Annotated in this window: 19 protein-coding genes; 17 read left to right on the top strand and 2 right to left on the bottom strand. The window is 54.3% G+C overall.

The features are described from left to right. The first annotated feature begins 270 nt into the window (after window positions 1–270). The 13 genes from ACESLM_RS07520 (at window position 271) to ACESLM_RS07460 (ending at window position 17533) form a co-directional block, all read left to right on the top strand. Window positions 271–1491 carry an ATP-binding protein gene (locus tag ACESLM_RS07520; protein ID WP_372630933.1) on the top strand — a complete coding sequence of 407 codons (1221 nt, stop codon included), beginning with the start codon at window positions 271–273 and terminating at the stop codon, window positions 1489–1491. Window positions 1492–1603: 112 nt separating this feature from the next. Beyond that, window positions 1604–2647 (top strand): ATP-binding protein, encoded by a 1044-nt coding sequence (locus ACESLM_RS07515; RefSeq protein ID WP_372630932.1) that lies wholly within the window; start codon window positions 1604–1606, stop codon window positions 2645–2647. A 175-nt stretch (window positions 2648–2822) separates the two neighbouring features. Beyond that, a complete protein-coding gene (locus ACESLM_RS07510) occupies window positions 2823–3260 on the top strand; it encodes an Hsp20/alpha crystallin family protein (protein WP_005836070.1) in 438 nt (145 codons plus the stop codon). A 105-nt stretch (window positions 3261–3365) separates the two neighbouring features. After that, the gene (locus tag ACESLM_RS07505; protein WP_128630790.1) at window positions 3366–3713 is read left to right on the top strand and encodes a hypothetical protein; all 348 of its coding nucleotides are present in this window, start codon (window positions 3366–3368) and stop codon (window positions 3711–3713) included. A gap of 1286 nt (window positions 3714–4999) precedes the next feature. After that, on the top strand, window positions 5000–5323 hold the full coding sequence (gene rpsR, locus ACESLM_RS07500) for a 30S ribosomal protein S18 (protein ID WP_094047191.1): 324 nt from the start codon (window positions 5000–5002) through the stop codon (window positions 5321–5323). Between the two features lie 249 nt (window positions 5324–5572). Further along, window positions 5573–6154: a glycerol-3-phosphate responsive antiterminator gene (locus ACESLM_RS07495; RefSeq protein WP_372630931.1), complete on the top strand. Its 582-nt coding sequence runs from the start codon at window positions 5573–5575 to the stop codon at window positions 6152–6154. A 224-nt stretch (window positions 6155–6378) separates the two neighbouring features. Continuing rightward, the gene (locus ACESLM_RS07490) at window positions 6379–11868 is read left to right on the top strand and encodes a glycerophosphodiester phosphodiesterase family protein (protein WP_372630930.1); all 5490 of its coding nucleotides are present in this window, start codon (window positions 6379–6381) and stop codon (window positions 11866–11868) included. 244 nt (window positions 11869–12112) lie between these two features. Beyond that, entirely contained in the window at window positions 12113–12928 is an 816-nt protein-coding gene (locus ACESLM_RS07485; protein ID WP_372630929.1) for an HAD-IIA family hydrolase, read from the top strand. A gap of 85 nt (window positions 12929–13013) precedes the next feature. Continuing rightward, window positions 13014–14381, top strand: a complete 1368-nt coding sequence (locus ACESLM_RS07480) for an ABC transporter substrate-binding protein (protein WP_372630928.1) — start codon at window positions 13014–13016, stop codon at window positions 14379–14381. Between the two features lie 126 nt (window positions 14382–14507). Continuing rightward, on the top strand, window positions 14508–15380 hold the full coding sequence (locus tag ACESLM_RS07475) for a carbohydrate ABC transporter permease (RefSeq protein ID WP_372630938.1): 873 nt from the start codon (window positions 14508–14510) through the stop codon (window positions 15378–15380). Window positions 15381–15399: 19 nt separating this feature from the next. Continuing rightward, on the top strand, window positions 15400–16212 hold the full coding sequence (locus ACESLM_RS07470; protein ID WP_372630927.1) for a carbohydrate ABC transporter permease: 813 nt from the start codon (window positions 15400–15402) through the stop codon (window positions 16210–16212). A 556-nt stretch (window positions 16213–16768) separates the two neighbouring features. After that, on the top strand, window positions 16769–17179 hold the full coding sequence (locus ACESLM_RS07465; RefSeq protein ID WP_372630926.1) for a hypothetical protein: 411 nt from the start codon (window positions 16769–16771) through the stop codon (window positions 17177–17179). Between the two features lie 192 nt (window positions 17180–17371). Next, window positions 17372–17533 carry a hypothetical protein gene (locus ACESLM_RS07460; RefSeq protein WP_372630925.1) on the top strand — a complete coding sequence of 54 codons (162 nt, stop codon included), beginning with the start codon at window positions 17372–17374 and terminating at the stop codon, window positions 17531–17533. A 1163-nt stretch (window positions 17534–18696) separates the two neighbouring features. On the opposite strand, the gene ACESLM_RS07455 is transcribed toward ACESLM_RS07460, so the two are convergent. Both ACESLM_RS07455 and ACESLM_RS07450 read right to left on the bottom strand, forming a co-directional pair. Beyond that, on the bottom strand, window positions 18697–19662 hold the full coding sequence (locus tag ACESLM_RS07455) for an ABC transporter permease (RefSeq protein ID WP_372630924.1): 966 nt from the start codon (window positions 19660–19662) through the stop codon (window positions 18697–18699). Continuing rightward, window positions 19646–20566: an ABC transporter ATP-binding protein gene (locus ACESLM_RS07450; protein ID WP_372630923.1), complete on the bottom strand. Its 921-nt coding sequence runs from the start codon at window positions 20564–20566 to the stop codon at window positions 19646–19648. The genes ACESLM_RS07455 and ACESLM_RS07450 overlap by 17 nt, the downstream gene beginning before the upstream one ends. A 291-nt stretch (window positions 20567–20857) precedes the next feature. Between ACESLM_RS07450 and ACESLM_RS07445 the strand changes: the two genes are divergently transcribed. From ACESLM_RS07445 to ACESLM_RS07430, 4 genes are all read left to right on the top strand, one after another. Further along, window positions 20858–21886 carry an LCP family protein gene (locus ACESLM_RS07445; protein ID WP_372630922.1) on the top strand — a complete coding sequence of 343 codons (1029 nt, stop codon included), beginning with the start codon at window positions 20858–20860 and terminating at the stop codon, window positions 21884–21886. 298 nt (window positions 21887–22184) lie between these two features. After that, on the top strand, window positions 22185–22622 hold the full coding sequence (locus tag ACESLM_RS07440) for a CBS domain-containing protein (RefSeq protein WP_372630921.1): 438 nt from the start codon (window positions 22185–22187) through the stop codon (window positions 22620–22622). A gap of 28 nt (window positions 22623–22650) precedes the next feature. After that, a complete protein-coding gene (locus tag ACESLM_RS07435; RefSeq protein WP_372630920.1) occupies window positions 22651–24648 on the top strand; it encodes an amidohydrolase family protein in 1998 nt (665 codons plus the stop codon). 164 nt (window positions 24649–24812) lie between these two features. Beyond that, window positions 24813–25115 carry a MazG-like family protein gene (locus ACESLM_RS07430; protein WP_094047184.1) on the top strand — a complete coding sequence of 101 codons (303 nt, stop codon included), beginning with the start codon at window positions 24813–24815 and terminating at the stop codon, window positions 25113–25115. The last annotated feature ends 5 nt before the right edge of the window (window positions 25116–25120 follow it).

Raw genomic sequence — 25120 nt, 5'->3', positions numbered from 1 at the left:
TGTACCTCTAATTTTAGGAGATTTTTTCTATTGTGCACGACTTATATTTTACATATTTAGCACAATTTAGACGGGTAATACCCGACACATTTCGATGTGAGATTTAATGCAACGCTACTGATATTTATCACATAGAAAGAATGACTCAATAGGGCTACATATGTGAATATATATTGTCAAAGCTAAGAATGAGCTTAGCGTATAAATTCGTTAAAATGTTGGCGATACCCCTATCCTCCCGATATAGAAAAATTGGGCTCGCAAGAGTGGATGAATGAAGACGGTTATAGCAACATTTTACGATTACGTCGAAGAGACGGCTCCTCTGTTTGGGTGGAGGTCGTAAGCAACACGCTGCGGTACGATTCGGGCAATGTTCGTGAGATAGTAAAGGTTTTTCGGGATATAACGAGCCGAAAGACGCTGGAAGACGTCCTAGCTACTCAAGAACGTGTCATGAGTGATATTGTAGAAACAATGGATGTCGGCGTTGTGATTTGTGATGAAAATGGGATATTGACAAGTATGAATAGAGCCGCAAGACAATTGCACGACTTTGTAAAGATACCTCTTTCGCCCGAACACTGGAGTTCTGTATACGGATTGTATCAAACAGATGGAAAAACGCTGTTGAGCAAGGAACGCGTCCCACTTTATCGGGCGTATCGAGGCGAAAGTTTCCGGGAATTAGAAATGGTGGTTAAAAAGTCGAATGGCGAGCATCGCCTCATTCTCTGTCATGGGAAGCCGATCATTGTTCAAAATAAAATTGTGGGCGGCATTTGTGTCATGCATGATATTACCGAATTTGATGCAGCCAAGCAATCTGCTCATCAGGCAGACAAAATATCCATAGCGGGTCAAATGGCCGCGGGAATTGCGCATGAAATTCGAAACCCGCTTACCGCGCTGAAAGGATTTCTGCAATTGTTAAGCGCCGGCAAAGAAAAAGGAAGTAGGTACTACGATATTATGAAGGAAGAATTAACTCGTATCGAACTTATTCTAAATGAACTACTGGCTTTAGCCAAACCGCAAGAGATGAACATGACACAGCATGATCTTTCTAAACTGATTCAGGATATCGTCGTGCTACTTCAGACGCAGGCCACATTACATAATGTAGAAATTCACTCTCATCCAACCAAGGAACCCGTGCAGATCCGGTGCGATGGAAATAAAATCAAACAGTTATTTATTAATTTGATTAAGAATGCCATTGAAGCGATGCCTGAAGGGGGAACCGTCTGGATCGAACAAGTGCAATGCGATGAATGGGTTAAAGTAAGCATAAGGGATAATGGTGTTGGAATTCCGCAAGAATTGTTGCAAAAGATCGGACAACCTTTTTTTACACAGAAAGAGACAGGGACAGGTCTCGGGCTATCCATTTGTTATCAGATTGCAGAGTATCACAATGCGAATATTGAGGTTGCAAGCGAGGTTGGCGAAGGTACAACTTTTACCGTATCCTTTCCCATCGCTCTGTAACGGCTTATAGGTATAATCTTAGAAATCGGGTTCCACTTCGTGACGAGAAATTAGCTGGCTTTTTTACTGTAGTTCTGCACACGATAAGTGGCCGGGAAGGAAGTTAATGGTGATGAGGCAAATCGTAGAGTTCCTCATGAATTCAGATCAAATGGATATTGGACTGGCTATCGTCGATTCAGAAGCCAAAATTTTATTTTTAAATACAACCATGAATACCTGGTACACAGTAACCTCCGGAGAAGAATTCCCTGAACACTCGGCATTACAATCGATCGTGGGGCAAGTACTGCAGGATAAAAAGAATTACTCGGGAGTACTCGTGCAAGAGAGGTTAGATGGCAAAGTACGATCCATGATCACCTATGTATACCCGCAGCTAAAAGGGGAATGTTTTGTTCTGATGGCCGATATCCAAGATTTTCAACAGTACGTGAAAATACAATGCGAGAAAGAAAGAAGGGAAACCATTGTGCATATGGCGGCGGGCACAGCCAATATCATTCTAAATCCTTTAACGGTAATCAAAGGGACGCTTCAACTTCTGGAAAAAAGTTTGAAGGATCATGTTTCCGTTTTACAATTCGCGGCATCTCCACCTCATCAGAAATTGGCCGGATACTTTAAACTGCTTGATGAGCAAATTCAGACGATCGACAAAGCGTTGCAGCGATTTTTGCTCTTTGGAAAACCTTTCGAATGGAAATTTGTTCCTATTTCTCTTCTTTCATTTATGCAAGAATGGATTCCAGATATACAGGTCCAAGCATTGGAGAAAACAGTACGTTTCGCTCTGGAATTTCCGGAGCAAAACGGTTTTGTGTTTGGACACCCCAAGTTGCTGCGAGCGGCGCTGCAAGAAATCATTAACAATGCATTAGATGCAAGTCCCCCAGGTTCTGTCTTAACGCTCCGAATTAACATTACGGATAATCACATCCACATCATTGTTCGCGATCAAGGAGCAGGAATTCCAAAAGATCTGCAGTCCCGAATCATCCTACCGTTTATTACAAGTAAACAGGACGCCATTGGATTTGGGCTCAGTTTTAGTCAAGTTATGATCGAAAAAATGGGAGGCTCTTTGAAAATCGATAGCTCTGATCTAGGCACAAACGTTATTGTTCAATTACCCGCATTTAAGGGAACAGTTTAAATGTGTCGGTAACATTGCGGTAAACAAACTCTCAACAATTTTTTCAGGGGCTCTTGCCGGGAGTCGCGACCCAAAAAAGCATATTTCAATTCAACAATGCAGTGTAGCAAAGAATAATATTTCCCGAAGAGTACAAAATAAAGCTTGAAAAAATGATGACAATGGAGGAAATTACATGCCGCTCATTCCTTGGGATTCGTTTCGCAATACCGATCTATGGAGAAGGGATTTGGAAAAAATTTTTAACGAAGGTCTTCCGGAAATCGGCGCGCGTCTAGGATTTGCAACCCCTCGTATTGATGTATTTGAGAATGAACATGAAGTGATTGCTTCTTGTGAAATCCCTGGTTTGGATAAAAAAGAAGACCTTCATATCGATGTGGATGAAAACATGCTTACAATTAGTGGGACCATAAAGCAAGCGAATGAAGTGAAACAGGAACAAATACATCGCAAAGAACGGTTTGTCGGACGATTCCAACGGTCGGTGTCTTTGCCATCACGCGTTCAAACGGAAGGAACGACAGCAACGTATCGCAGCGGTGTCCTTGAAGTTCGAATGCCGAAATTAAAAGCCGATACCCAACGGCAAATTGATGTGCAGTTTCATTAAAATGAAGTGTGAGATCACAATATAGGCGTTACATGAAAAATGGGCGCTTGCACAAAATAACCTTTGGGGGACGAAGTCCTACCATATTGAAGGAGGTCAATGATCGTGTATCAACAAAACCTTTCACAGCAAGCAAGCCAATGCGCGCAGATTATTCAACAGTTGATCCAGCAAACGCAGCAATCGAGCAACATGTATCAGCAAATGTTGCAACAGGAGCAGCAAAACGCCGCCCAACTGGATCAGCTGGCCCAGAAAGAACGTCAAGCGGTTCAAACCATTCAATTTGTTCTGCAAGGACATCAAACTGCCATACAGCAGATGCAGCAGGCGATGCAAATTTGTTCTCAGCTTCAACAAACAGCGCAACAACAACCCGGCTTGCAGAGTGCGGGCTGGCCAACGGCTCAGAGCTGGCAGAATCAGAATTTGCAGCCACGGCAATATCAATAAAACAGCAAGTGAAAACGATCGTATTCTTTAAAAAGAAGGCGGTCGTTTTTTCACTTGACGATGCGTATACCCCAAAACCATCCAAGCCAAGGCGCGCTGGTTTGCCCGGGATGCTGAAGGCGCTGGGCGAGGCAGAGGTGCAAGTCACGTTCGGCATGCTGCCTCTTGCGCGGCATTTACGACTATTTGCAAAGAAAACAGGGTAAGCTTTTAGCGGCGGACATTTGTCCATCGCTTTTCTGGTTGCAAAAAGGAATTTCACTCCCGTGAAACTTGAATTGTTGAACCATGCCGAATTGCCCAGCAAGAGGCGAGGATCTGACCATTAAAAATGTGTATGTACCACGAACCCCGATTTTGTGGAACACGTGAACCGATACGTGAGGGATGTTGAGCAAGGAAGACCCGTTTAGCGGATTTTTCGAAGAATTTAGCGATATGGTTTAGCGAATTTTTCCAAATGTCCAGAGTAAATTGAATGAGGATCCTGCCTTCATAGGCGGGGATTTTTTTCGCCTATCTGATTAGGGATTTTGGTGCTAGGAAAAAGCAGATTGTACACTTCGTCCTTCATCTCGCGGCTAATTCGTATTTTTTGCGACGTGTTCAAAGCCTTCTTTGGCCAGGGCGTGGTATGATTGATAACCGGCTTGCCCGCCGGGACGGCGCGCAGTCCACTTTTCTCTGTCGGCCGCTCATACCGACGACGAACTAACCGATGCCGCCACCCGCATATGCGAAGGATACCATTAGAGTCGCTGTATCACTTCTCGTACAGGCTACCAAGGCGCTGGCGCCGACAGCTTTTATCGCATTAAAGTATCGCTGAAGGAGAGGATGAAAAACAGGAAACCGTCTACGGAAAGTTAGCGTATAGTATGAAAAATAACAGGACAACGAGGGCTTAGTACAAAAATTACATATACATCTTTCGTCTGGGAACGTTTAAATTTCTGCCTGTTTAGTTCTGGAGAGACAAATAGACTACCATAACTAACAATCGTGGTAGCCTATTTGCTCTAAATGCAAGGAGGGGACTGTACCCCACCATTAGTATATACACCGAGGATGTTGTATAAGTACGTACAATTATCGAGGCGGAACGTGGCCCGATTAAACATTTGATTTTTAGATGTATTTGTGGTAATTTAAGAAAAGTGAATTCACGATTTACACAGCGACGTGTGTGTAATCAATAAAAACTCAATTAGAACAAGGGGTATCGGGGAATTACACAGTGTACGTTCTTCAATATTGCCATTTTAACTGGAAAGGACGGAGAACAAATGAGCGAACAACAAGCACAACCACAAGCACGTGAAGAGCGCCCAGCGCAAGGTGGCCGCCCAGGCGGCGATCGCGAACAACGCGAGCCGCGCAAGTTCCGCCGCGGCGGACGCAACAAGCGCAAGAAGGTTTGCTACTTCACCGTAAATAAAATCACGCACGTCGACTACAAAGAGTTGGATCTTCTTCGCAAGTTCATCAGCGAGCGCGGCAAAATCTTGCCTCGCCGCGTGACGGGCACGAAAGCGAAATACCAACGCATGTTGACGGTTGCGATCAAGCGCGCTCGTCAAATGGCTCTTCTGCCATACACGACGGAGTAAGCTTTACGCAGCAAAGAGACACGGCCATTCTATGGTCGTGTCTCTTTGCGTTATCGGGCGAGTCGGACGAGGGCAGTCTACCTACTTGGAAGTATCTTTCGGGAAACTTGCCAGGTCATGAGGCGGAGGAGGAGCTCCGCTACCTCAGCGGCGAAGTAGAAAGGATCGGCAAATAACCGCCAGTTAACACCTCGCTGACATTCATCTGATATGGTGGAGAGAAAGGTGGATCGACGAGGAGGAACTCGCATGCCGAGGGAGCCGCAACTTGAGTTTGGACCGGATAAGCGCGTCGCCGCCGTGCGCAAGCCGGAGCATCTGCCGGCCGCGCTGGGCGTGGATTGGCCGGTCGTGTTTCTGCTGATCGGCGATTTGTTTACGGCAGAAGATTATGTAGCCCGGGCGAAGAGCGCCGGCAAGAAAGTATTCCTGCACGTCGACTTTATCGCCGGATTGGGCGGGGACCCGGTGGCGATGAAGTTCGTGGCCGAACGGATCAAGCCCGACGGCATCATCTCGACGAAGAGCCATTTTGTCAAGAACGCCAAGAAGTACGGAATGCTCGCCATACAGCGCCTGTTCATCATCGACACTTCCGCATTGGAGCAAGGCATCCATAACATCCGGCAGAGCGAGCCGGACGCTGTCGAGATTATGCCCGGGCTTATTCCCCGGGTCATCTCGGAGCTTCGCGCCGCAGTCTCGGTGCCGATTATCGTCGGCGGCCTGATCCGGGAGCAGTCGGAGATCGAGACGGCGCTGCGGGCGGGAGCCAGCGCGGTGTCGATGGGGAGCCGCCAGTTGTGGGCCCAAGGCGCCCACGAGCTTTAATCGAACTTTGATCTCGGGTTGACGCTGCAATAACAATCGCCCGTTATAGTAGAAACTAGCAATAGACAATCGAATAGTCGAGGGTACGAGACGTGGAGAAAACCCCTTTGTTGCGCGGATTAGGAAGAGCCGTATAACGGCGCCGCTTCCTTTTCCATGCGGGAAGGGGTTTTTGTCGTTCTCTCGTGCCAGTCCAACTAGGATTCTATGAGAGGGAGAGTGCTATGAAGAGAGCAACAAGGCTGTTATCCGTCTGGATCACGATCGCTCTGCTGGGCAGTACGTTGTTCGGCTTGTCGGGATCGACCGCGAGCGCGGCGGACGCAGGACGCAAATCGATGGAGGTTCGGAAAACGACGCACGCCCCGGCCATCGACGGACGGCTGGACGACGCGGTGTGGAGCCTCGATCAGACGATGGACGTTCCTATCGGGAGAGCGCCGGGACAAGCGCCGCGCTTCGGCATGCTGTGGGACAACCAGTATTTGTACGTAGGCGTCAGAGTGGAGGATGCCACGCCTGCGAGCGACAAGCCGGGTTACTGGTTCGAGCAGGACAATATCAATCTGTTCTTCGATCCGACGCTGCACCGGTCTGCTCCCTTCGCGGCTGCGGATATGCAGGCCGGTTTCGTGTTCGCGCCTCAGTCGGCGACGCCGAAATTTTATTTCGGCGCGGCGCTGAACAATCATAGCGGCAAAAACGAGAAACGGATTCTGCGCGCGATTCATTCCGACGGCAGCGGCTGGACGTTGGAGACGGCCATTCCGTGGGAGCTGTTGGAGATGGATCCGAATCTGACGAAGGAGTTGGGCTTCGAGATCGGCGCGACGGATCGGTTCGGAGAGGATGCGGCACAGGTGGCGTCCAGTTACTGGAGCGCCTATCAGTCGTCATCGTTCTGGAACGATACGAGCGGTTACGGAACACTGATTCTCAGCGACGAAGCTCCGGTCACGGCGCCGGTCGATCCGGTGCTGCTCTTAGAGACGTTCGACGACACCGCGGCCGAAACGCTTCCGTACGGATGGGTGTCGAACGTCAATACGGGCAGCAGCGAATTTTCCGTCACGCAAGACGTGTACGGAGGCAGAATCACGTTCAGCGGCAGCGCCTCGGGCAAGCAGTCCCGCGTCGTGGCGCCGGTGCAATGGGACAACTATGTCGTCGAGGCGGATATCCGCTTCGAAAGCGTGCTTAACTCCGCCAGATGGGCGTCCATCATGTTCAGAGTTCCGTCCGAAGGAACGACTCCATACAACCAAATGGCGATTCGGCAGAACGGCACCTTCGAGCTGGCTTACCGCAAGCCGGATAACGGCTGGGTCGTTATGAAGGACGGCCCGGGGCAGCCGCTTGCCCTGAACGCAGACTATACGATGAAGGTAAGGGTGTTCGGCAACAACGTCAAAGAGTACATCAAGACGAAGGACGCTTCCGATTATACGCTGCTCATGGACATGACCGCGACGTCGAACTTGGCGGAGCGGGGCAAAGTCGGCTTCCAGGTCGACCAAGCCAAAGTGTCGTTCGATAATTTGAAGGTGACTCGACTGACGGCCGAACGGCTTGACTTGACAGCGCCTTCGACCGTGGAGGCGCTGACGGGACCGATCAGCATCGCCGGCTCGGTGGATTATTCAGACGGGCTGACGGAGCCGCTCGTTCCGGGACAGCTCAAGCTTTATTCGAGCGATGACAGCATCGTTAAAATCATGAACGGACAGTTGTATCCGATTCAGGCGGGCAGCGCGACCGTCAAGGCGGTATTCGCCAATGCGGAGGCCTCGTTCCCGATCGTGGTGACGCCTTCGACAAGCGGGGCGCAAGTCGTGACCCTGGCGCACGGGCAAGGTTACTTGCTGGCTGACGCGGGGGTATCGACGGAGCTGGGAACCGTCGAATTCCAGGCGGGCTTCAGCGATTTCTCCGCGGGGACGATCGCGGGCGATCAGTTGACCTGGTCGTCGGACAGCGACGCTCTCGTCTTCGCGGAAGGACGGATGGAGGTGCTGCGCAAGGGTGTGTTCCCGGCAACCGCTAGTAAGGACGGGGCGGCAATCGAGCTGCTCGTCGTGGCCAAGGAGCCCCAGGAGTCGGAGTACGTCCTGTATGAGGAAAATTTCGACGGCTTGACGAACGGAACGCTGCCGCCGGACTGGAGAAGGATCGAAGGAACGACGGCCGCCAACGCCGCGGTGAAGGACGGAGCGTTCGAGATTAATGCGCTCGCTACGCCGGATAATCCGTCGCGCGTGCTGCTGCCGGACTATCTGAAGCTGTTCGGCGATTACAAGATCGAAGCCGACATGACCCACCTGGCCGCGAACGACGCGGCGAGATGGCATTCCCTGATGTACCGCGTGCAGAACGGCAATTATCCCTATTATCAGATGGCCGTACGGCAGGGAGCGACGGCGACCAACGGCGTCGAGTTCGCAGAGCGGACGCCGGCCAACGCGTGGAACGTCATGGATACGGGATCGCATACGGAAGCGATCGCATCCGGCAAAATGTATCGTTACACGGTCAAAGCTTACGGCAATCGAGTTCAAGAACTGATTGACGGGCGCGTGATCGTTAACACGGACGCCGCGACCGCCTATAATAAAGGCGCGATCGGCCTGCAAGTCAACGGCAGCAGAACGAAGGTCGATAACATTCGGATTACTCTTCAGCAGGAGGCGCTGCCGCCGATGCCGTCCGAGCGGTTCGCCGTCGTCGCCGAGCCGGAGACGAAGATCTCCATGGCCCCGACGATTGTCGCCGATATCGACAGCGCCGAGCAACTGGCCGGCTTAACCGGAACGACGCTGCCGGCCACGGTGATCCTCCATGTCGACGGAGAGCTCAACTGGACCGACGCCTCCGGACTTCGCCGGATCGGCACGTTGGAATCGGCGCTGGAGCAGATCGGCACGCGGATGATTCCGGCATTCGCCGTCTGCTCCGAGGAAGCGGCCGATCGGCTGGCCGCGTTCGCGCAAGAGAACGAAATCGAGGACGCGTTCGTCGTGTCCGAGAACGGAGAACTGGTGAAGCGCGTCCGCCAAGCGTACCCGATGATGCGCGGAATCGTCGATTTCAGCCGGACGTTTAATCCGTCGCAGGACAAGCTGCTGGACATCCGCCGCATCACGACGAGCAGCCTGGCCAAGATCGCGATTATGCCGGAAAGCGTCGCTACCGTCGAGAACGTCGACTATCTGCAGCAGCGGGTTATCGTCGTATGGGCGAAGCAAGCGGCTTCTCCGGTCGACGGCAAAGTCGCCGCTCACCGGCTGATCACGGCGGGAGTGAACGGGATCGTCACCGGTTCTCCGGCGATGGCGCTCGAAGCGTTGAAAGTTTACTCGAACGAGACGACGCTGCTGCGCAAGCCGTACGTCATCGGACATCGCGGCATTCCGTCGGAAGCGCCGGAAAATACGATCGAGAGCAACAAGCTGTCCATCCTGTACGGAGCGGACTTCATCGAGAACGATATATTCGTGACGAAGGACGACCGGCTCGTCATTATTCACGATACGGTGCTGCAGAATACGACGAACGGCAGCGGGAATGTCGAGAATTTCACCCTGGCGGAGCTTCGGCAGCTGAATGCCAACGTGAGCGGGAGATTCCCCCAATACGGCGAATTGAAAATTCCGACCCTGGACGAGCAGATCGACTTGGCTAAGGAGCAGGGCATCATGATCTACGCCGAAATCAAGACGTCCAACCCACGCGCGGTCGAAGTGTTAGTCGATCTGATCAAGGAGAAGGACGCGGAGGACATCCTCAACGTCATGTCGTTCAGTCCGGATCAGTTGAAGCGGTTCGCCGCCTTGATGCCTGAAATGCCAGTGGGACTGCTCGCGAGCGGCTTCGCGACCGAAGGGAATGTAGGCAAAGCGCTCCGGGACACGCAGCGGATCGTTCAGCCGATTCATGCGACCTACAATCCCGGTTATATCAATATGGGCAAAAACTACCTGGAAGCGAGTAAACACCGCGGCATTATCGTCTCTCCTTGGACGCTTAACAATCGGAACGCCTACGAGACGTTCTTCGAAAATGGCGCCTATGCGCTCACGACCGACTATGCCGCGTGGTCCAAAGATTGGGCCTACTCGCTGCAAGCCGACCGGTCCGAGTACGCGTTGAAACCGGGCGAGCAGGCGACATTGACGGCTACGGCACGGTTGTACGGACGGACGGAAGCCGAAGGCGATTCGGCGGCCTTTGCCTCTACGACGAAGGCGGTGGCTCCGACAGTCGTGCTGTTGGACGGCGAGGACGTGCTGAAGGTGGAAGGCAACGTCGTGACTGCGCTGAAGGCGGGCAAGGCGCACGCGCTGCTGCGCTACACGGCATCGACGAATCCGACGAAATTGTACGATCTGTATACGCAGCCGGTCACCATCGAGGTCAAATCGACCGACGGCAATAATGGCGGCGGGAACAACGGAGGCAATAACGGCGGTAATAATGGAGGCAGCACCGGAGGCAACAATGGAAACAATGGAACCGGCAGCAATAGCGGCACGGGCGCAGGCGAAGGGACCGGAGTCAATGTCGCCGCTCTCGAAGCGACGAACGGGATAGCGGATTCGGAACAGCTCAAGCAAGCGTTCAATCAGGCTTCGACGGTGGTTGTCTCCTCTTCTACTGGAGCGACGGTCGAAGTCGAAGCGTCGGCTCTCCCGAACGGAACGGCGGCGAGCGGCAAGACGTTGATCGTCTCCGTCGGCAACGGAGAATACCGGCTCCCGCTGTCGACGCTGCGAATCGAAGAGCTGGCCTCCCGGCTCGGCGTCGAACCCGGCAGCGTCAAGCTCCGCTTCACGATCCGTAAGCTGAGCGGCGCAGAGCTGGAAGCGGCTGTCTCCGCGATCGCCAAGGCGGGAGGCAAGCTGGCATCCGACGTCTTGGAATTCCAGGTCGAGGCGCTTGATGCAAGCGGCAAAGCAATCCGTGCGCCGTTCGGGTCTGCGTCCGTCGCCGCGGGCAAGACCGTCGACGCGAAGCGCGCATCCGGCGTCAGGCTGAACCTTCAAGCACAGAGAATCGGCTTCGCGCCGTCCGCGCTTGCCGACAGGAACGGCCGCTCGATGGCCCAATTCAGGCAAGGCGAGACCGGCATCTACGCGATCGTCGAGCAGGATCGCAGGTTCGGCGATCTGGCCGGACACTGGGCTCGATCCGATATCGAGCTGCTGGCGGGCAGGTTTGTGATCAACGGCGTAAGCGGCGATCGGTTCGACGCCAATCGCAGCATCACCCGCGCGGAATTCGCCGCGCTGCTCGTAAGATCGCTTGGGCTTGTCGCGGATAAGGCGAATTCGGAATTCGGCGACGTTCCTTCCGGCGCATGGTACGCGGAAGATGTCAGCGCCGCAGTCGCCGCCGGTCTTGTAACCGGACGAAGCGACGGAACGTTCCGTCCCGGCCAGCCGATCTCGAGGGGAGAGCAGGCGGCGATGCTGATTCGCGCGCTGGCTTACGCGGGCATCGACGTTCAAGTGCCGGCTGCGGAGCAGGCGGGAGTTCTGCAATCGTTCGGCGATGCAGCCAAGCTCGGCTGGGCGCGCGGCGATGTCGCCGCCGCCGTTAAGGCCGGTCTCATGAACGGAACGCCGGCGGGTCTGCTGCAAGCGGACGGTCAAGCTACGCGCGCCGAGGCGGCCGTTATGCTGAAGCGATTCCTGCTGAAGGCGGGACTGCTGGACTAGGGCGTGTATGCAACCCCGCTCTAGGAAGATCTTACAGCGGGTTTACACTTCTCTAATGAACGGATAACATTCGCTTGCTACACTGTACCTGAAGTCGAACAACCGAATAACAAGGGTACGAGACGAGGAGAAAACCCTTTATTCACCGGACGCATGACGGCTATCCGTTTCATTGGAGCTGTCGTCATGCCGTCCGAAGAATAAGGGGTTTTTGCGTTTTCTCGAAAGGGGAGCTGCGAGCAAGTTGCCGGACGCAATCAACTATGAAGGGTATTTTTTCGACTTGGACGGCACGGTTTTTCTCGGCGAGACTTTGCTTCCCGGCGTCAAGGACACGATCGCTTCATTGCGGGAAGCGGGCAAGCAGGTGCGGTTTCTGACCAACACGACGATCCGCACGAGAAGAGAATGCCAAGAACGTCTGAACCGGCTCGGGCTGGATGCGCGGCTGGACGAAATCGTGACCGCCGCTTACGCGGCCGCCGTTTACATGCACGAGTTGGAGCCGAAGCCGATCGTCCTGGTCGTGGGGGATCCGGCGTTCTCGTCGGAGCTGGCGGAGTACGGAGTACGCATGACGAATCGTCCGGAGAAGGCCACGCACGTGCTCGTCGGAATGGACATGAGCTTCGATTACGGCAAGCTTCACCGCGCGATGAAAGCGGTCCGCGGAGGCGCCGAGCTGATCGCGGCCAATCCCGATCCGAACTGCCCGGTTCCCGGAGATGTCATTCCGGACACCTGGGCGATGGTCAAGGCGATCGAAGCCGCGAGCGGCGTCGCGCCTTCGGCGGTCATCGGCAAGCCCTCGTCCTATTTCGCGGCCAAAGTGCTGGAATGGAGCGGGCTGCCCGCGGAACGCTGCCTGATGATCGGAGATCGTCTGGAGACGGACATCCGGTTCGGCGAGGCGAACGGCATGCGGACGGCTCTCGTGCTGACCGGCGTCGCGACCGCAACGGACGCCCAGCAGTCGACGGTTCGGGCGGATTACGTATGGGGAACGCTCGAACGGCTGGCCGAGCTGATCCGCGCAAGCAAAGAAGAAGCATCAATTTAACATTGGGTTGACAAACTTCTGCTTTACCGGAAATAAGTGACGATTAAAGTAAAAATGACGAAAACGTCAAAGGAGAGAATGTACAATGTCGGCAAAGAAATTGATTCAGGGAATCGCGTTCACTACAGCGTTCATGACGTTGGCCGCTTGCGGCAATTCGGCGAACGAGTCTTCGCCCTCCGTTCCTGCGAGCCCATCCGAGCAAGCAAGTCCGTCCAGCGAACCGGTACAGGCGTCTCCGAGCGAAGAACCGAAGGAAAACGTCGAACTTACTTTCTATTATCCGATCGCGGTAGGCGGACCGCTTACGGCAACGATCGAGGGCATGGCCAAGGAATTTACGCAGCTTCACCCGCACATTACCGTCAAGCCGGTCTATACGGGCAGCTACGCGGACACGACGGTCAAGGCGCAAGCCGGCGTTCAGAGCAAAAATCCGCCCGACGTCGCCGTGCTGCTGTCAACGGAGCTGTACAGCCTTCTTGACATGGACGCGATCCTTCCCCTGGACGATTTTATCGCCAAGGAAAGCGGAGATTACTTGTCGGACTTCTATCCGGCATTCATGGCAAACTCGCAAACCGAAGGCCACACGTACAGTATTCCGTTCCAACGGAGCACGATCGTGCTGTATTACAACAAGGAATTGTTCAAGGCGGCCGGACTCGACCCGGAGAAAGCGCCGCAGACTTGGGAAGAAATGCGCGACTACGCCAAAAAGCTGAAGAAGGACGGCACGTGGGGTCTTGAAATTCCGGTGTCCGGCTTCGCCTACTGGATGTTCCAGACGTTCGCCTTGCAGAACGGCGACAATCTGATGAGCCCGGACGGCAAGAAGGTCATGTTCGATACGCCTGAGAACGTCGAAGCGCTGCAATTCTGGGCGGACCTCGCGATGAAGGACAAGGTCGTCCCGGAGGGAGTAACCGATTGGGGAACGGTGCCTTCCGACTTCCTCGAAGGCAAGACGGCGATGATGTATCATACGACCGGCAACTTGTCGAACGTCAGGAACAACGCCAAGTTCGATTTCGGCGTCAGCTTCCTGCCGAAGAGCAAGAGCTACGGCAGCCCGACCGGCGGAGGCAACTTCTATATCTTCAAAGGGATCGACGAGAAGAAGCAGGAAGCGGCCTGGGAGTTCATCAAGTTCATGACCGAGACGGAGCGCGCGGCGCAATGGAGCATCGACACCGGCTACGTCGCCGTCAAGAAATCCGCGTACGAGACCGAGCGGATGAAAGCCTACGCGGCAGACTTCCCGCCGGCGCTGGTGGCGCGCGACCAACTGGAATACGCGGCGGCCGAGCTGTCCACGCACAACAACGGCAAAGTGTCGAAGGCGCTCAGCGACCAACTGCAAGCGGTTATGACCGGAACGATTCAACCGGCCGAGGCGCTTAAGAAAGCGCAGGAAGAAGCGGACAAGGCGCTTGCTCCGTTCAACAAGTAGGTCGAGCGTACGGGACGGAAGTCCCGCCGCCGTCGCGGGATTCGCCGCGGCGCCGCGGCGGGACTTCCGTCGCTCGGCAGCGATCGAATACAAGGCTTGGGAGGTTTACCTTTGGGAAGATTGACGATGCGATGGAAAACGAACGCGTTTGCCTGGTTGCTGCTGCTGCCGTCGCTTGTTTTCCTGTTTCTGTTTACGTTCTATCCGATCGCCAAGACGATCCGCCTCAGCCTCTATGAGGCCGATCTGGCGACGCCCGTCCCCATGTTCGCGGGAGTGGACAACTACGTTCGCATGCTGGGGGACGAGGTGTTCGCGAAGGTGATGGTCAATAACGCGCTGTTCGCGCTGGGCGTCGTTCCGACCTCCATCGCGCTGGCGCTGCTCATGGCGATATTCGCCAATAAAGCGATTCGCGGGACGAGCTTCATGCGCACGGCCTTTTTCTATCCGACGCTCATTCCGATGATCGCCGTCGCCAACATCTGGCTGTTCATCTACACGCCGAAGTACGGATTGCTCGACAGGGCGATGCAGGGCTTGAACGTCGGGGAGATCAACTGGCTCGGCTCTCCCGACTACGTCATGTGGGCGATGATCTTCATGATGATCTGGAAGGAAGCCGGTTATCTGATGATTTTCTATTTGGCCGGCATGCAGAACATTCCTCCGGATCTGTACGAATCCGCGCAGATGGACGGAGTGAGCAGTTGGACCATATTCCGTAAGATCACGTTTCCGCTGCTTATGCCGACGACGCTGTTCGTATCGATCATCGCTTTAACGAACGCGTTCAAGCTCGTCGACCATCTGTTCGTCATGACGAAGGGCGGCCCGAACAACGCCAGCAGCTTGCTGCTCTACTACATTTACGAGACGGCGTTCAGTTTCTGGGATCAGGGGATGGCGTCGGCGCTCACTCTTGTGATGATCGTTGTGCTGCTGCTGTTCGCCGCGCTCAACTTTTTCGGTCTGGACAAGAAGATCCATTATCATTGAGGGGAAGACAGGCGATAGAATGAAATTGCGCAATTGGAATATCGGCTTCTGGCTGTTAATCGCCTTGGGGGCGGTCTGGTTCGTGCCGTTCGTCTGGATGCTGGTTACGGCGTTCCGTCCGAAGCAGGAGGCGCTGTCCGCCTCGTTTTCATTCAACTTTACGTTGGACAACTTCGCGACGGTCTGGTCGGGGGCGCCCTTCGCCCAATATTTCGTCAATACGGTCGTCATCGTTGTTGGCATCTTGGCGGTTCAGATTTTGACCGTCACGATGGCCGCTTTCGCGTTCGCTCGGGTTGACTTTGCCTGGAAGAACGTCGTGTTTCTGCTGTTCCTGGCGCAGATCATGATTCCCGCGGACGTGCTCGTATTCCCCAACTACAACGTACTCAGCGAATTATCCCTGCTGGACACGAAGCTCGGCATCATGATTCCTTATTTCGCCTCGGCCTTCGGCATTTTCCTGCTGCGGCAGATGTTCATGACGATTCCGCCGGAGCTTGACGAAGCGGCGCGCGTGGAGGGGTATTCCAGGTGGCGGATATTGTGGAAAATCTACTTTCCGCTGGCGCGGCCGGCCTATATCGCCTTCGGCCTCGTCTCGGTCAGCTACCATTGGAACAACTTCCTCTGGCCGCTCATCGTGACGAACTCCGTCGAGAACCGTCCGCTTACGGTCGGTCTGGCCATCTTCGCGCAATCGTTCGAGACCGGGGCGCAGTGGACCGAGGTCAGCGCGGCGACGCTTATCGTCGTGGCTCCGCTGATGCTGGGATTCCTGTTCTTCCAGCGGCAGTTCATGAACGGCTTCATCCATTCGGGAATCAAATAGCGGCAAGCATGAGCAGGGGGCTTTTCATAAGTAAGAGAGTCGTACCGAACGATTATCGATGGATGCAGGGTAAAGGGCATCTATCTCCTTCCGATGCTATACGATCCTGAAATGGGAACGGTAAACCCGTTAAGAGGTGATTTCAGGATCGTATGAGGCAGTCGAAAAAGATAGCCCGCTCTTTTTTTATAAGCCATGCAGGGCGATTAGGATCTCCTGCTTCCACATTTGATAATAAAGCGGATAATCCGACTTATTTTCAGCTGCAGGGCCAATTCAGTGCTGTTAAAGCGGATAGTCTGCTTTATTTTTCAAAAAATTAGCTTTTACCGAATTTAAAGCGGAGGATCCGCTCTATTTTTCCAAAACCAGTCTATGTCCCACAAATAAGGAGGGTATTCCGCTTTAGCGTATAACCACGGACTGTATTTTTTTCCAAAAGCCCCTATCATCGCAGAGTTGATCGCCAACCCATCTAACTCTCGTGTTGTAATGGCTGGAAAAAAACGGAGCAAGGTGGTTGAGGCGATGGAATGGCGGTTGTCGTTTCCAAGAAATGGGAAACTTTTCGTTACATTCGCTGAAAAACAGGGTTGCCATCGTACTGCTGCTAAGTACGATCATTCCACTCGTGCTGAGCGGCGGTATATCGTACTTCTCGATTACGTCGATTCTGGAAAACAAAATTCAGAACGGGGTGCACAGCAACTTAAAGCAGGTGCAAATTTCCCTTGTCAATACGCTCGCCAATCTGAACCACGTGTCTCAGCAGCTTGCTTTTAACGGAACGGTCGGACGCGATCTCTCCAAATACCTCGAAATGGACGATCTTTTCCTGAAGGATCGGTTGGGCAAGGAGATTCAGAACAATGTGAATCACATCAATTTTACGAACCCCGATCTCGGCCGCACGTTCTATTACTTTGCCGATACGCAAAGCTATGTATTTCCAGACCATGGACAGTGACGGGGATATCAACTTTGGCATTTCCCCCGGTGAGCAAGACGAAAAGTTCAACCCCGTCATCGCTTATGGCGTAGATTCTCCGTCCCGGTTCCAAATGGCGAAGGATGCGGGAACAACGGTTGTGTTCTCCTATTATTACATGGAAAGATTGGCCAATACATGGAAAGCGTTGGACGAGACAGGTTGAAAATCATGTACAACCTCAGAATTCCTCCACTTGGCGCAGGACACCCCGATCAGATCGATCAAACCAAAGCAACGGTGGCCCAATATAAGGACGACCCGCGAATCTTCGCGTGGATGGTGGATGACATGTGGTTTCCCGTCGAGAGCGGCGAGTACACTTTAACGTAGTGGGCGAAATCCGACGGCGGTTCCGCGATCTTGTATAGCGACAATTACGATGAGGCCGGAAGCTCCCTTTCCGCGGCGGTGAACCCCTCAGTCGGTTCGGGCTGGCAGAAGTTCCAACAGACATTTTATGCACCAGCGTATAAGTGGATGTTCGTGCAATTTATTTACCTCGGCAACGGAGCCGCATCGCTTGCAAATGTCAGTATAACGGCTGCTACAATTCCATAATATTTTCGGAAAAATAGTTCAATAACTAATTGAATGTTAGTGTATCTTATTCTGGTGCGGATGCGGATGAAGACCTTCGCGTCCCGCCAGGCGGTACCTTTACAGATTCAACGGGTGCTACTTGATGTGGGCAACCGTCGAACTCTGATTTTATTTCAAACTTGCATTCGAATATTTATCTGCGCCAGAAGAATTAACTCCATATTCATTCTGCATGGTAATACCATTGTCCCTCCTGCCGCGCCTACTACAGAAGGACACAGAGAGGAATCCAAACCCGACTGTTTCCAACTCCACCCCTGAACCTCCGAAGATCTATTACAACTCGGCATTTGACATACCGCTGGAAAAGTGGGAAGGTGATTCGGTTTATATCCATCGAACCCAAATTACCGAAATCGAAAAGGTCGATCAGGATGATTTGGAAAAGAGCATTATAGGCGGCATGGAAATGGCCGCAATCCTGAAATTTGAACCGCGTGGCCCAGCCGGAATCAGAGAGATTGGGAACGTATACTTGTCCGAAATCGGAACCCATGTGTTTCGCCGAATTTCTGACCAAGAGAAACAGCTTGCTACGATCGCGGATTTAAAAGTGGGACAGGAAATCGAAGTTCAATACTGTTATCCCATAACCCCCGTGTTCCTCGCTATCGAGATATTGATATTGAATGAAACTGATAGATAGTGGGATCGAAAAAAGTGCCCTATCGGGGCAATGTCATTATTTCAAGGAGAAACAAGAAAATGTTGGGGATGGTCTTACCCCGAAATTAACGGGTTGCTAGATGATCTGGCTTTTAAGTCGGATGAGGCGCAGCAGTGGATGAAGCTTGTTTGGAATATAATTAAAGCAGCCGAGTCGGCTTCAGTCCTGGACTGATCCGGCTCGGCTTTCCTGTCAGAAGGGGCTATTCGATTTACGCAACCGATGATTACCCCGCCACGTCCCGTTTCGTGAACAGAGTCCATGCGATAAGCTGGAAGACGACGTAGTAGGCGATGAGCATCGTAATCGAGAAGCCGAGCGTCATCTCCGGCCGAAGCGGAGAGTTGCCGGGCAAATACTGCGTCAAGTCGATGTTGGCGAATAGCAGATACTTCGACCACTCGTAGCCGCTCAGCAGCATCGTGACCGTGTTGCCGACGAGCATGAACAGCAACGAGAAGGCAATCGCCATCGACGAGCTGCGGAACGCGGCGGAGATCATGAACGCGAGGGTCACGTACATCAGCAGCGAGATGACGGCGTAGCCGTATTTCTGCAGCGAATTGACGACCATCGAGCTCTCGTGGACGACGCCGTCCGCTCCTACGTTCAGATGCGGAAGGCTGAGCCCGTCAAAACCTTGCAGCACGGCTCCGGCCGCGAAGGCGAGCACGAAAGAGAGAAGGAGAAGCAGCAGGGCAAACGTCATCGTCGAGATATATTTGCTCAGCATGATTTTCGAACGGGAGGCCGGACCTACGAGCAGCAGCTTGATCGTACCCCACGTGAATTCGGCGGCGATCATATCGGCCGCGACGATGACGGTCAGAATCGTGATCAGCATGACGAGCGCGGCGGAGCTGTTGACGTAATCCCAGAGCGACAGAGCATGGGGATTCATGTCGTTGGCCAGGTAGTATTCGTTAATCTTGATTTCCTTCGTCAGGTACTCCTTGTAATCGGAGTCCATGTCTTTGCTTTCGGCCAGCTGGGTCTGGTAATGACTGTTCTGCTGCGTCAAGCTGGCTTTCCAATCGCCTCCGGAGCTCCGGCTCTCATCCCACTTCATCAATCCGCTCATCAATCCCAACGCGAGCACGAGGAAGCCGACCATCAGCCACGTGCGGGGACGGCGGTAAATTTTCATATTTTCGTTCCGTATCAAATTCCCCAAGCTAGACAACCATCTCACCTCCGGTAATTTCCAAGAACTGATCCTCAAGCGATTGCTGCGACGCATGAATGCCGTACACGTCCAGTCCCGCCTTCACGAGCAATCTCGCGATATCCGGGATAAGGCTGCGATCGGCCGTAATCTCGATCCGATCCCCGGCCAGAGTGACGCCCTGATGATTAAACGCTCCGGACAGCAGCCGATGGGCGGATTCGATGTCGCTCGATTCCACGATGATTTTGGTCTGCATCGAATGCTTCGCTTCCTGAAGGGAGCGGACGTCGATCAGCTTGCCGCCCTGGATGATCGCCACCCGGTCGCACATCAGCTCCATTTCCGACAGCAAGTGGGAGGAGACGATCACGGAGAGTCCTTCCTCCTGCGTCAGCTTCCGCAAGTAATCCCTAAGCTCGCGAATGCCGGCAGGATCAAGACCGTTCGTCGGCTCGTCGAGAATGAGCACGGACGGCTTGTGCAGAATCGCTTGAGCGACGCCGAGGCGCTGGCGCATGCCCAGAGAGTAGCGCTTCACTTTCTCGTGGATGCGGTTTTGCAGGCCGAGCAGCTGCACGACCTCGTCGATCCGCTGCTTCGTGACGCCGGAGTGGCGACGCGCGAAATGAACGAGATTCTGGTAACCGGTCAGGAACTTGTACATTTCGGGATTTTCGACGATCGCGCCGATATGGGTCATGGCCTGTTCGAACTGCTTGCGCACGGACACGCCTTTAACGGTAATTTCCCCCTTGGTCATCGAGATGAGACCGACGATCATGCGGATCGTCGTCGTTTTGCCCGCGCCGTTGGGCCCGAGGAACCCGAATACCTCTCCGGCGGGAATGTCGAACGACAGATCGCTGACGATCGTGCGTCTGCCGATGGTTTTCGTTACGTTCCGAAGCTGTAGAACCGCTTCTTTCATCTTCGTTCAATCCTCCTCAAAGTACTGCGCATGAGTTGAAGTATACCGCGGAGGGGATGTGCGAAAAACGGCCTTGGGATGAGTACGGCGCCCGTACTTTAGTCGGGGTAGGCACTCGCCGGAAACTCAGGTGAATGTTGGTTCGCGTGGCAGCGATTCAATGGTTTTCATGAAAGTTTAAGGTTCATATGTAACAATCCTTATTCGAGGATCGTATATTAGGGGTCTGGCTGAACAGAGAGAGATAGATCAAATAGACCGAACAACAGATAGGAGAAGGAGAGAGGTTGTATGCGCAAGCTGCGTCGTTGGCACAAAATCGTCGCCACTTCGGCCGCGCTGCTGATCGTCCTGGCGGGCATCGGTTACGCGAACCGGGGGGCTTTGTCGGCGCTCGGGTACGATATTTTTCTGTCGGATAAAGTGGAGTCAAGCTTCGCGAATTCTTACAAGCCGTTAACCGACCGGCCGATCGTGGAGGAGCCGGAAGTGGAGAAGCCGTTCAGCATGCTGCTGATGGGCGTGGACGCGAGGGCGAAGGAGCGCGGCCGCTCGGATACGCTGATCTATACGGTCGTGCGCCCCGGAGACGGCAACGTTCTTATGGTGTCTATCCCGCGGGATACGTATGCCGACATTGTAGGCGAGAACAAGAGGGATAAAATCACGCACGCCTACGCCTTCGGAGGGCCGGAGATGGCCGTCAACAGCGTCGAGAAGCTGCTGGACGCGCAGATCGACCATTACGCTTCCATTAATTTTCAGGGTTTCGTGCAGGTCGTCGACACGCTCGGAGGCATTCATCTGCCGATTGGCAAAGATATCGTCAACAAAGGCTACGGCCACGAGAAATTCACGGTCAAGGCGAACAAGGATAGCTACACGGGAGTCGAAGCGTTGAACTACGTCCGCTACCGCGAGGATGCGGGAGGGGACATGGCTCGCGCCAACCGGAACCGCGTATTCCTGGAAGAGCTTATTCACAAGGCTTCTTCTCTGCAGCAATGGAACAAAATCCCGGAAGTTCTGGACATCGTAGGCGACAACTTCCAGACCGACTTGCCGCCTTCCGCGATGAACGATCTGGCCAAGAAATTTCTGCAAACCGGCCATGAAATCCAGAATTATACGCTGAAGGGCGAGGGCAAGCGGATGGGATCGCAAAATCTGTGGTACTTCGTCGTCGACGAGGGCGATCTTGCCTCCGTTCGGACGACGATCGCGGCATGGCTCGACCCGGAGACGCCGAAAGACGGGCTCACCGTTCCCGGCAAAGAGGATGAGGCGCCATCCGGTGCATCTCCTGACCGTTCGCTATAAGTTCGAGCTCAAAAAGTTCGGTTTTCAGCACCGAGAAGGTTGAATGAAGGCCGGGTGTGAGGAGCGGAGCGTAGTGGAAGCTACGTGAGCACCGGAAGAACCGGCTGAATTCAAGATTCGATGTCGAGTCTGCTTCCCGAGAGGCTTCGTGATCAAAAGCGGACTTTTTGAGCAACCCCTATAAACGGACAAAAAGCGCGGTTCCATGGTAGAGCATCGCCTTGCCGTGGTATAATGAGAATACCGCGCCCGGAATTCGCGGGTCTTTCGTTGCTGCGAAGGAGGAACTTACGAACTTATGAATATCGCGTTTTTTTTGCTGCCCAAGCAAGAAGTGGTAAGCGTCAGCGAAGAGGCGACCTTGCGCCAGACGCTGGAGCGGATGGAGCGTCACCGGTACACGGCCGTTCCCGTCATCAGCGAGAAGGGCGAGTACAAGGCGACGGTTACGGAAGGGGATTTGCTCTGGTACTTGAAGGCGAATCCGGATTTGAGCTTCGATCAGCTTCACCGCGTGCGGCTCAGCGAAGTTCCGCTTAGATTGAATAATTTGCCGGTTCGCATCGACGCGAACATGGTCGATCTGATCTCTTTGGCAAAGACGCAAAACTTCGTCCCCGTGGTGGACGATATGAGTCACTTCATCGGCATCGTGCGCCGCAGCGATATTATCGACTATACTGCGAAATTGCTGACCGCCGCGCCGAATGAAAAAGGACTGAAGAGGGAAGCCTAGGAAAATATTGGACAATGGCGGAGGAACGATGACAAACAGTCGGGGCAATTCACGCAATCGTACGATTTATCCGATTCTAATCGCGCTTTCCATGCTTGTTATCGCAGGCGGCATATGGGCGGCTTCCTCCCTGTTCACAGGGGGAAGCGGCTCAGGGCCGTCTGTTTCTCCGTTGGCGGGCAGCGAAGGAACGGCCGGGAACGACCCGGCGAAGCCCGCGGACGGCTCGTCCGGCCCGGCCGCATCGAAGCCGGCCGCGGCGGAGGAGCCGGAGGCGGAGATCGAAGCGCCGACCTCGTCCGAGCTGGAGCAGACGTACGACATCGTCATCGCGGGCGGCCGCGTCATCAATCCCGAGACGAGGCTGGACCGGGAAGGACTGAACGTCGCCGTGCAGGACGGCAAAATCGCGCTCGTTACCGACCGCAAGCTCAAGGGCAAGCGGGTCATCGACGCGACGGGACTCATCGTAGCCCCGGGTTTTATTGACAATCTGTCTTATGATCCGAACCCGGTTGGCGTCTGGAACAAGATCGCCGACGGCGTGACCGCGAATATCGCCATGCACGGCGGAACCGCCAGTCCGGAGAAATGGTACCCGTATTACGAACGCAACAGGACGCCGCTGCATTTCGGGGCTTCGTTCTTCTACACGCAAGCGCGCAACCAGTTCAAGCTGAGCCGCTACGACACGGCCAAGCCGGAGCAGACGCAGAAGCTGGTGGACCAGGCCGAGAAGGCGCTGAACGACGGCGTGCTCGGCATCTCGTTCAGCCTGGAGTACGTTCCCGGCGTGAACGACAAGGAAATATTGCCGCTGATGAAGCTGGCGCAGAAGTATAACGTTCCGGTTTATTTTCACGCCAGATATTCGGATATGGAAGAACCGGGGACGAACATCGACGCACTGAATGAACTGATCGGCTACGCTCGCGCCTCGGGCGCCGCGGTACATATCGATCATATCAACAGCACCGGCGGCACGTTCTCGATGCAGCAGTCGCTGCAGATGGTAGAGGACGCGATCGCGGAAGGGCTGGACATTACCGCTTGTATCTATCCTTACGATTATTGGGGCACGTACCTGAATTCGGCGAGGTTCGACGAGGGGTGGCAGGAGCGCTTCCGCATTTCCTACGAGGATCTGCAGATCGCCGGGACGGAGGAGCGGCTGACGAAGGAGACGTTCCGCAAATACCAGAAGGAAGGCAAGCTGGCGGTCGCATACGCGATTCCGAAGCAGGACGTCATCGACTCGCTGAAAGCGCCGTATGTCATGATCGGCAGCGACGCCATTCTGGAGCCGGGCTTCAACAACCATCCGCGGGCGTCGGGAACGTTCGCCCGGACGGTCGGGCTCTACGTTCGCGAGCAGCAGGTCATCTCGCTGTCGGACGCGATCGCCAAGATGTCGCTGCTTCCGGCGCAGCGGCTGGAGAAGCAAGCTCCCGCCTTGCAGAAGAAGGGCCGCATCGCCAAAGGCATGGACGCCGACATCGTCGTGTTCGACTACGACACGATCAGCGACCGCTCGACGGTGGCCAAGCCTGAGCTGATCTCCGCGGGAATCGAGTACGTGCTCGTGAACGGCCAGGTCGCGCTCGACGAGGAAGGGCTTCATAAGGATATCCGCGTCGGCCAGCCGATCAAGAGCGAGTTCGTGCGCGTAAAGTCCAAGGGACCGACTCTCCTCTGGGGGGAGAGCAAGCTGACGCTGCTGGAATATCGCGGCTCCAACTACGTGGACCTGGACGCATTGGAAGGGCAAGGCTATTCGGTGCAGTGGAATAAGGCCGAACGGACGGCTGCGGTATCGTCGGGAGCGGCTTCCAGGCAGGCAGCCGTACCCGATCCGGCCGTCGGAGAGCTGATCCTGGAGCGGGGCCATCGGCTCGTCTGGGAGGATGGAAGCCGCACGGAGCTGCTGTCCGTCGGAGAGCGGAACTACGTGCCGGTGTCGGCGCTGAAGGACCGCGGCTGGAAGCTGACGCAGGAGGGGCAGACGTTTAAGCTGACGACCGCTTAAGACGCCATGCCGAGCGGAATATATGGAGAACCCGGCTGCGGTCCCCGCGGCCGGGTTCTCTGTCTATTGCTTGCCGAGAGAAGCCGGAGTTATGATATAATGGAATTTGCAGCTTTCCGGGCTTATGCATCTAGGTACAGTCGAAGAGCATAGGAGGAATAGCGATGGAACGAGATTTGGACGTAGCGACTCGAACGCGCATGATCGAATGGCTGAAAACCGAAGTCGTGGACCAAATGTCCCGGTTGTTCAAAGCAATCTGGGATGGAAGCACTTCCCGGGTCGTCGACAGTCTGGCGGGACTGATCGCCAGCTCGTACATTCTGGGCCGGAGGCTCGGCATTCCGTACCGGGATCTGGACAGCGCCATTGCGGACAAGCTAGCCAAACTTAAACAAGAAGGTCACCAGCTCGAGGATCACTACAAGGATCTATCAGAGCTGTCCGAACATATCCGCAAGAGGTGAATCGG

The organism is Cohnella sp. (assembly GCF_041641335.1).
Taxonomy (GTDB): domain Bacteria; phylum Bacillota; class Bacilli; order Paenibacillales; family Paenibacillaceae; genus Cohnella.
Note: the sequence above shows the minus strand (reverse complement) of the source record. Positions and strands in the feature narration are given on the sequence as shown.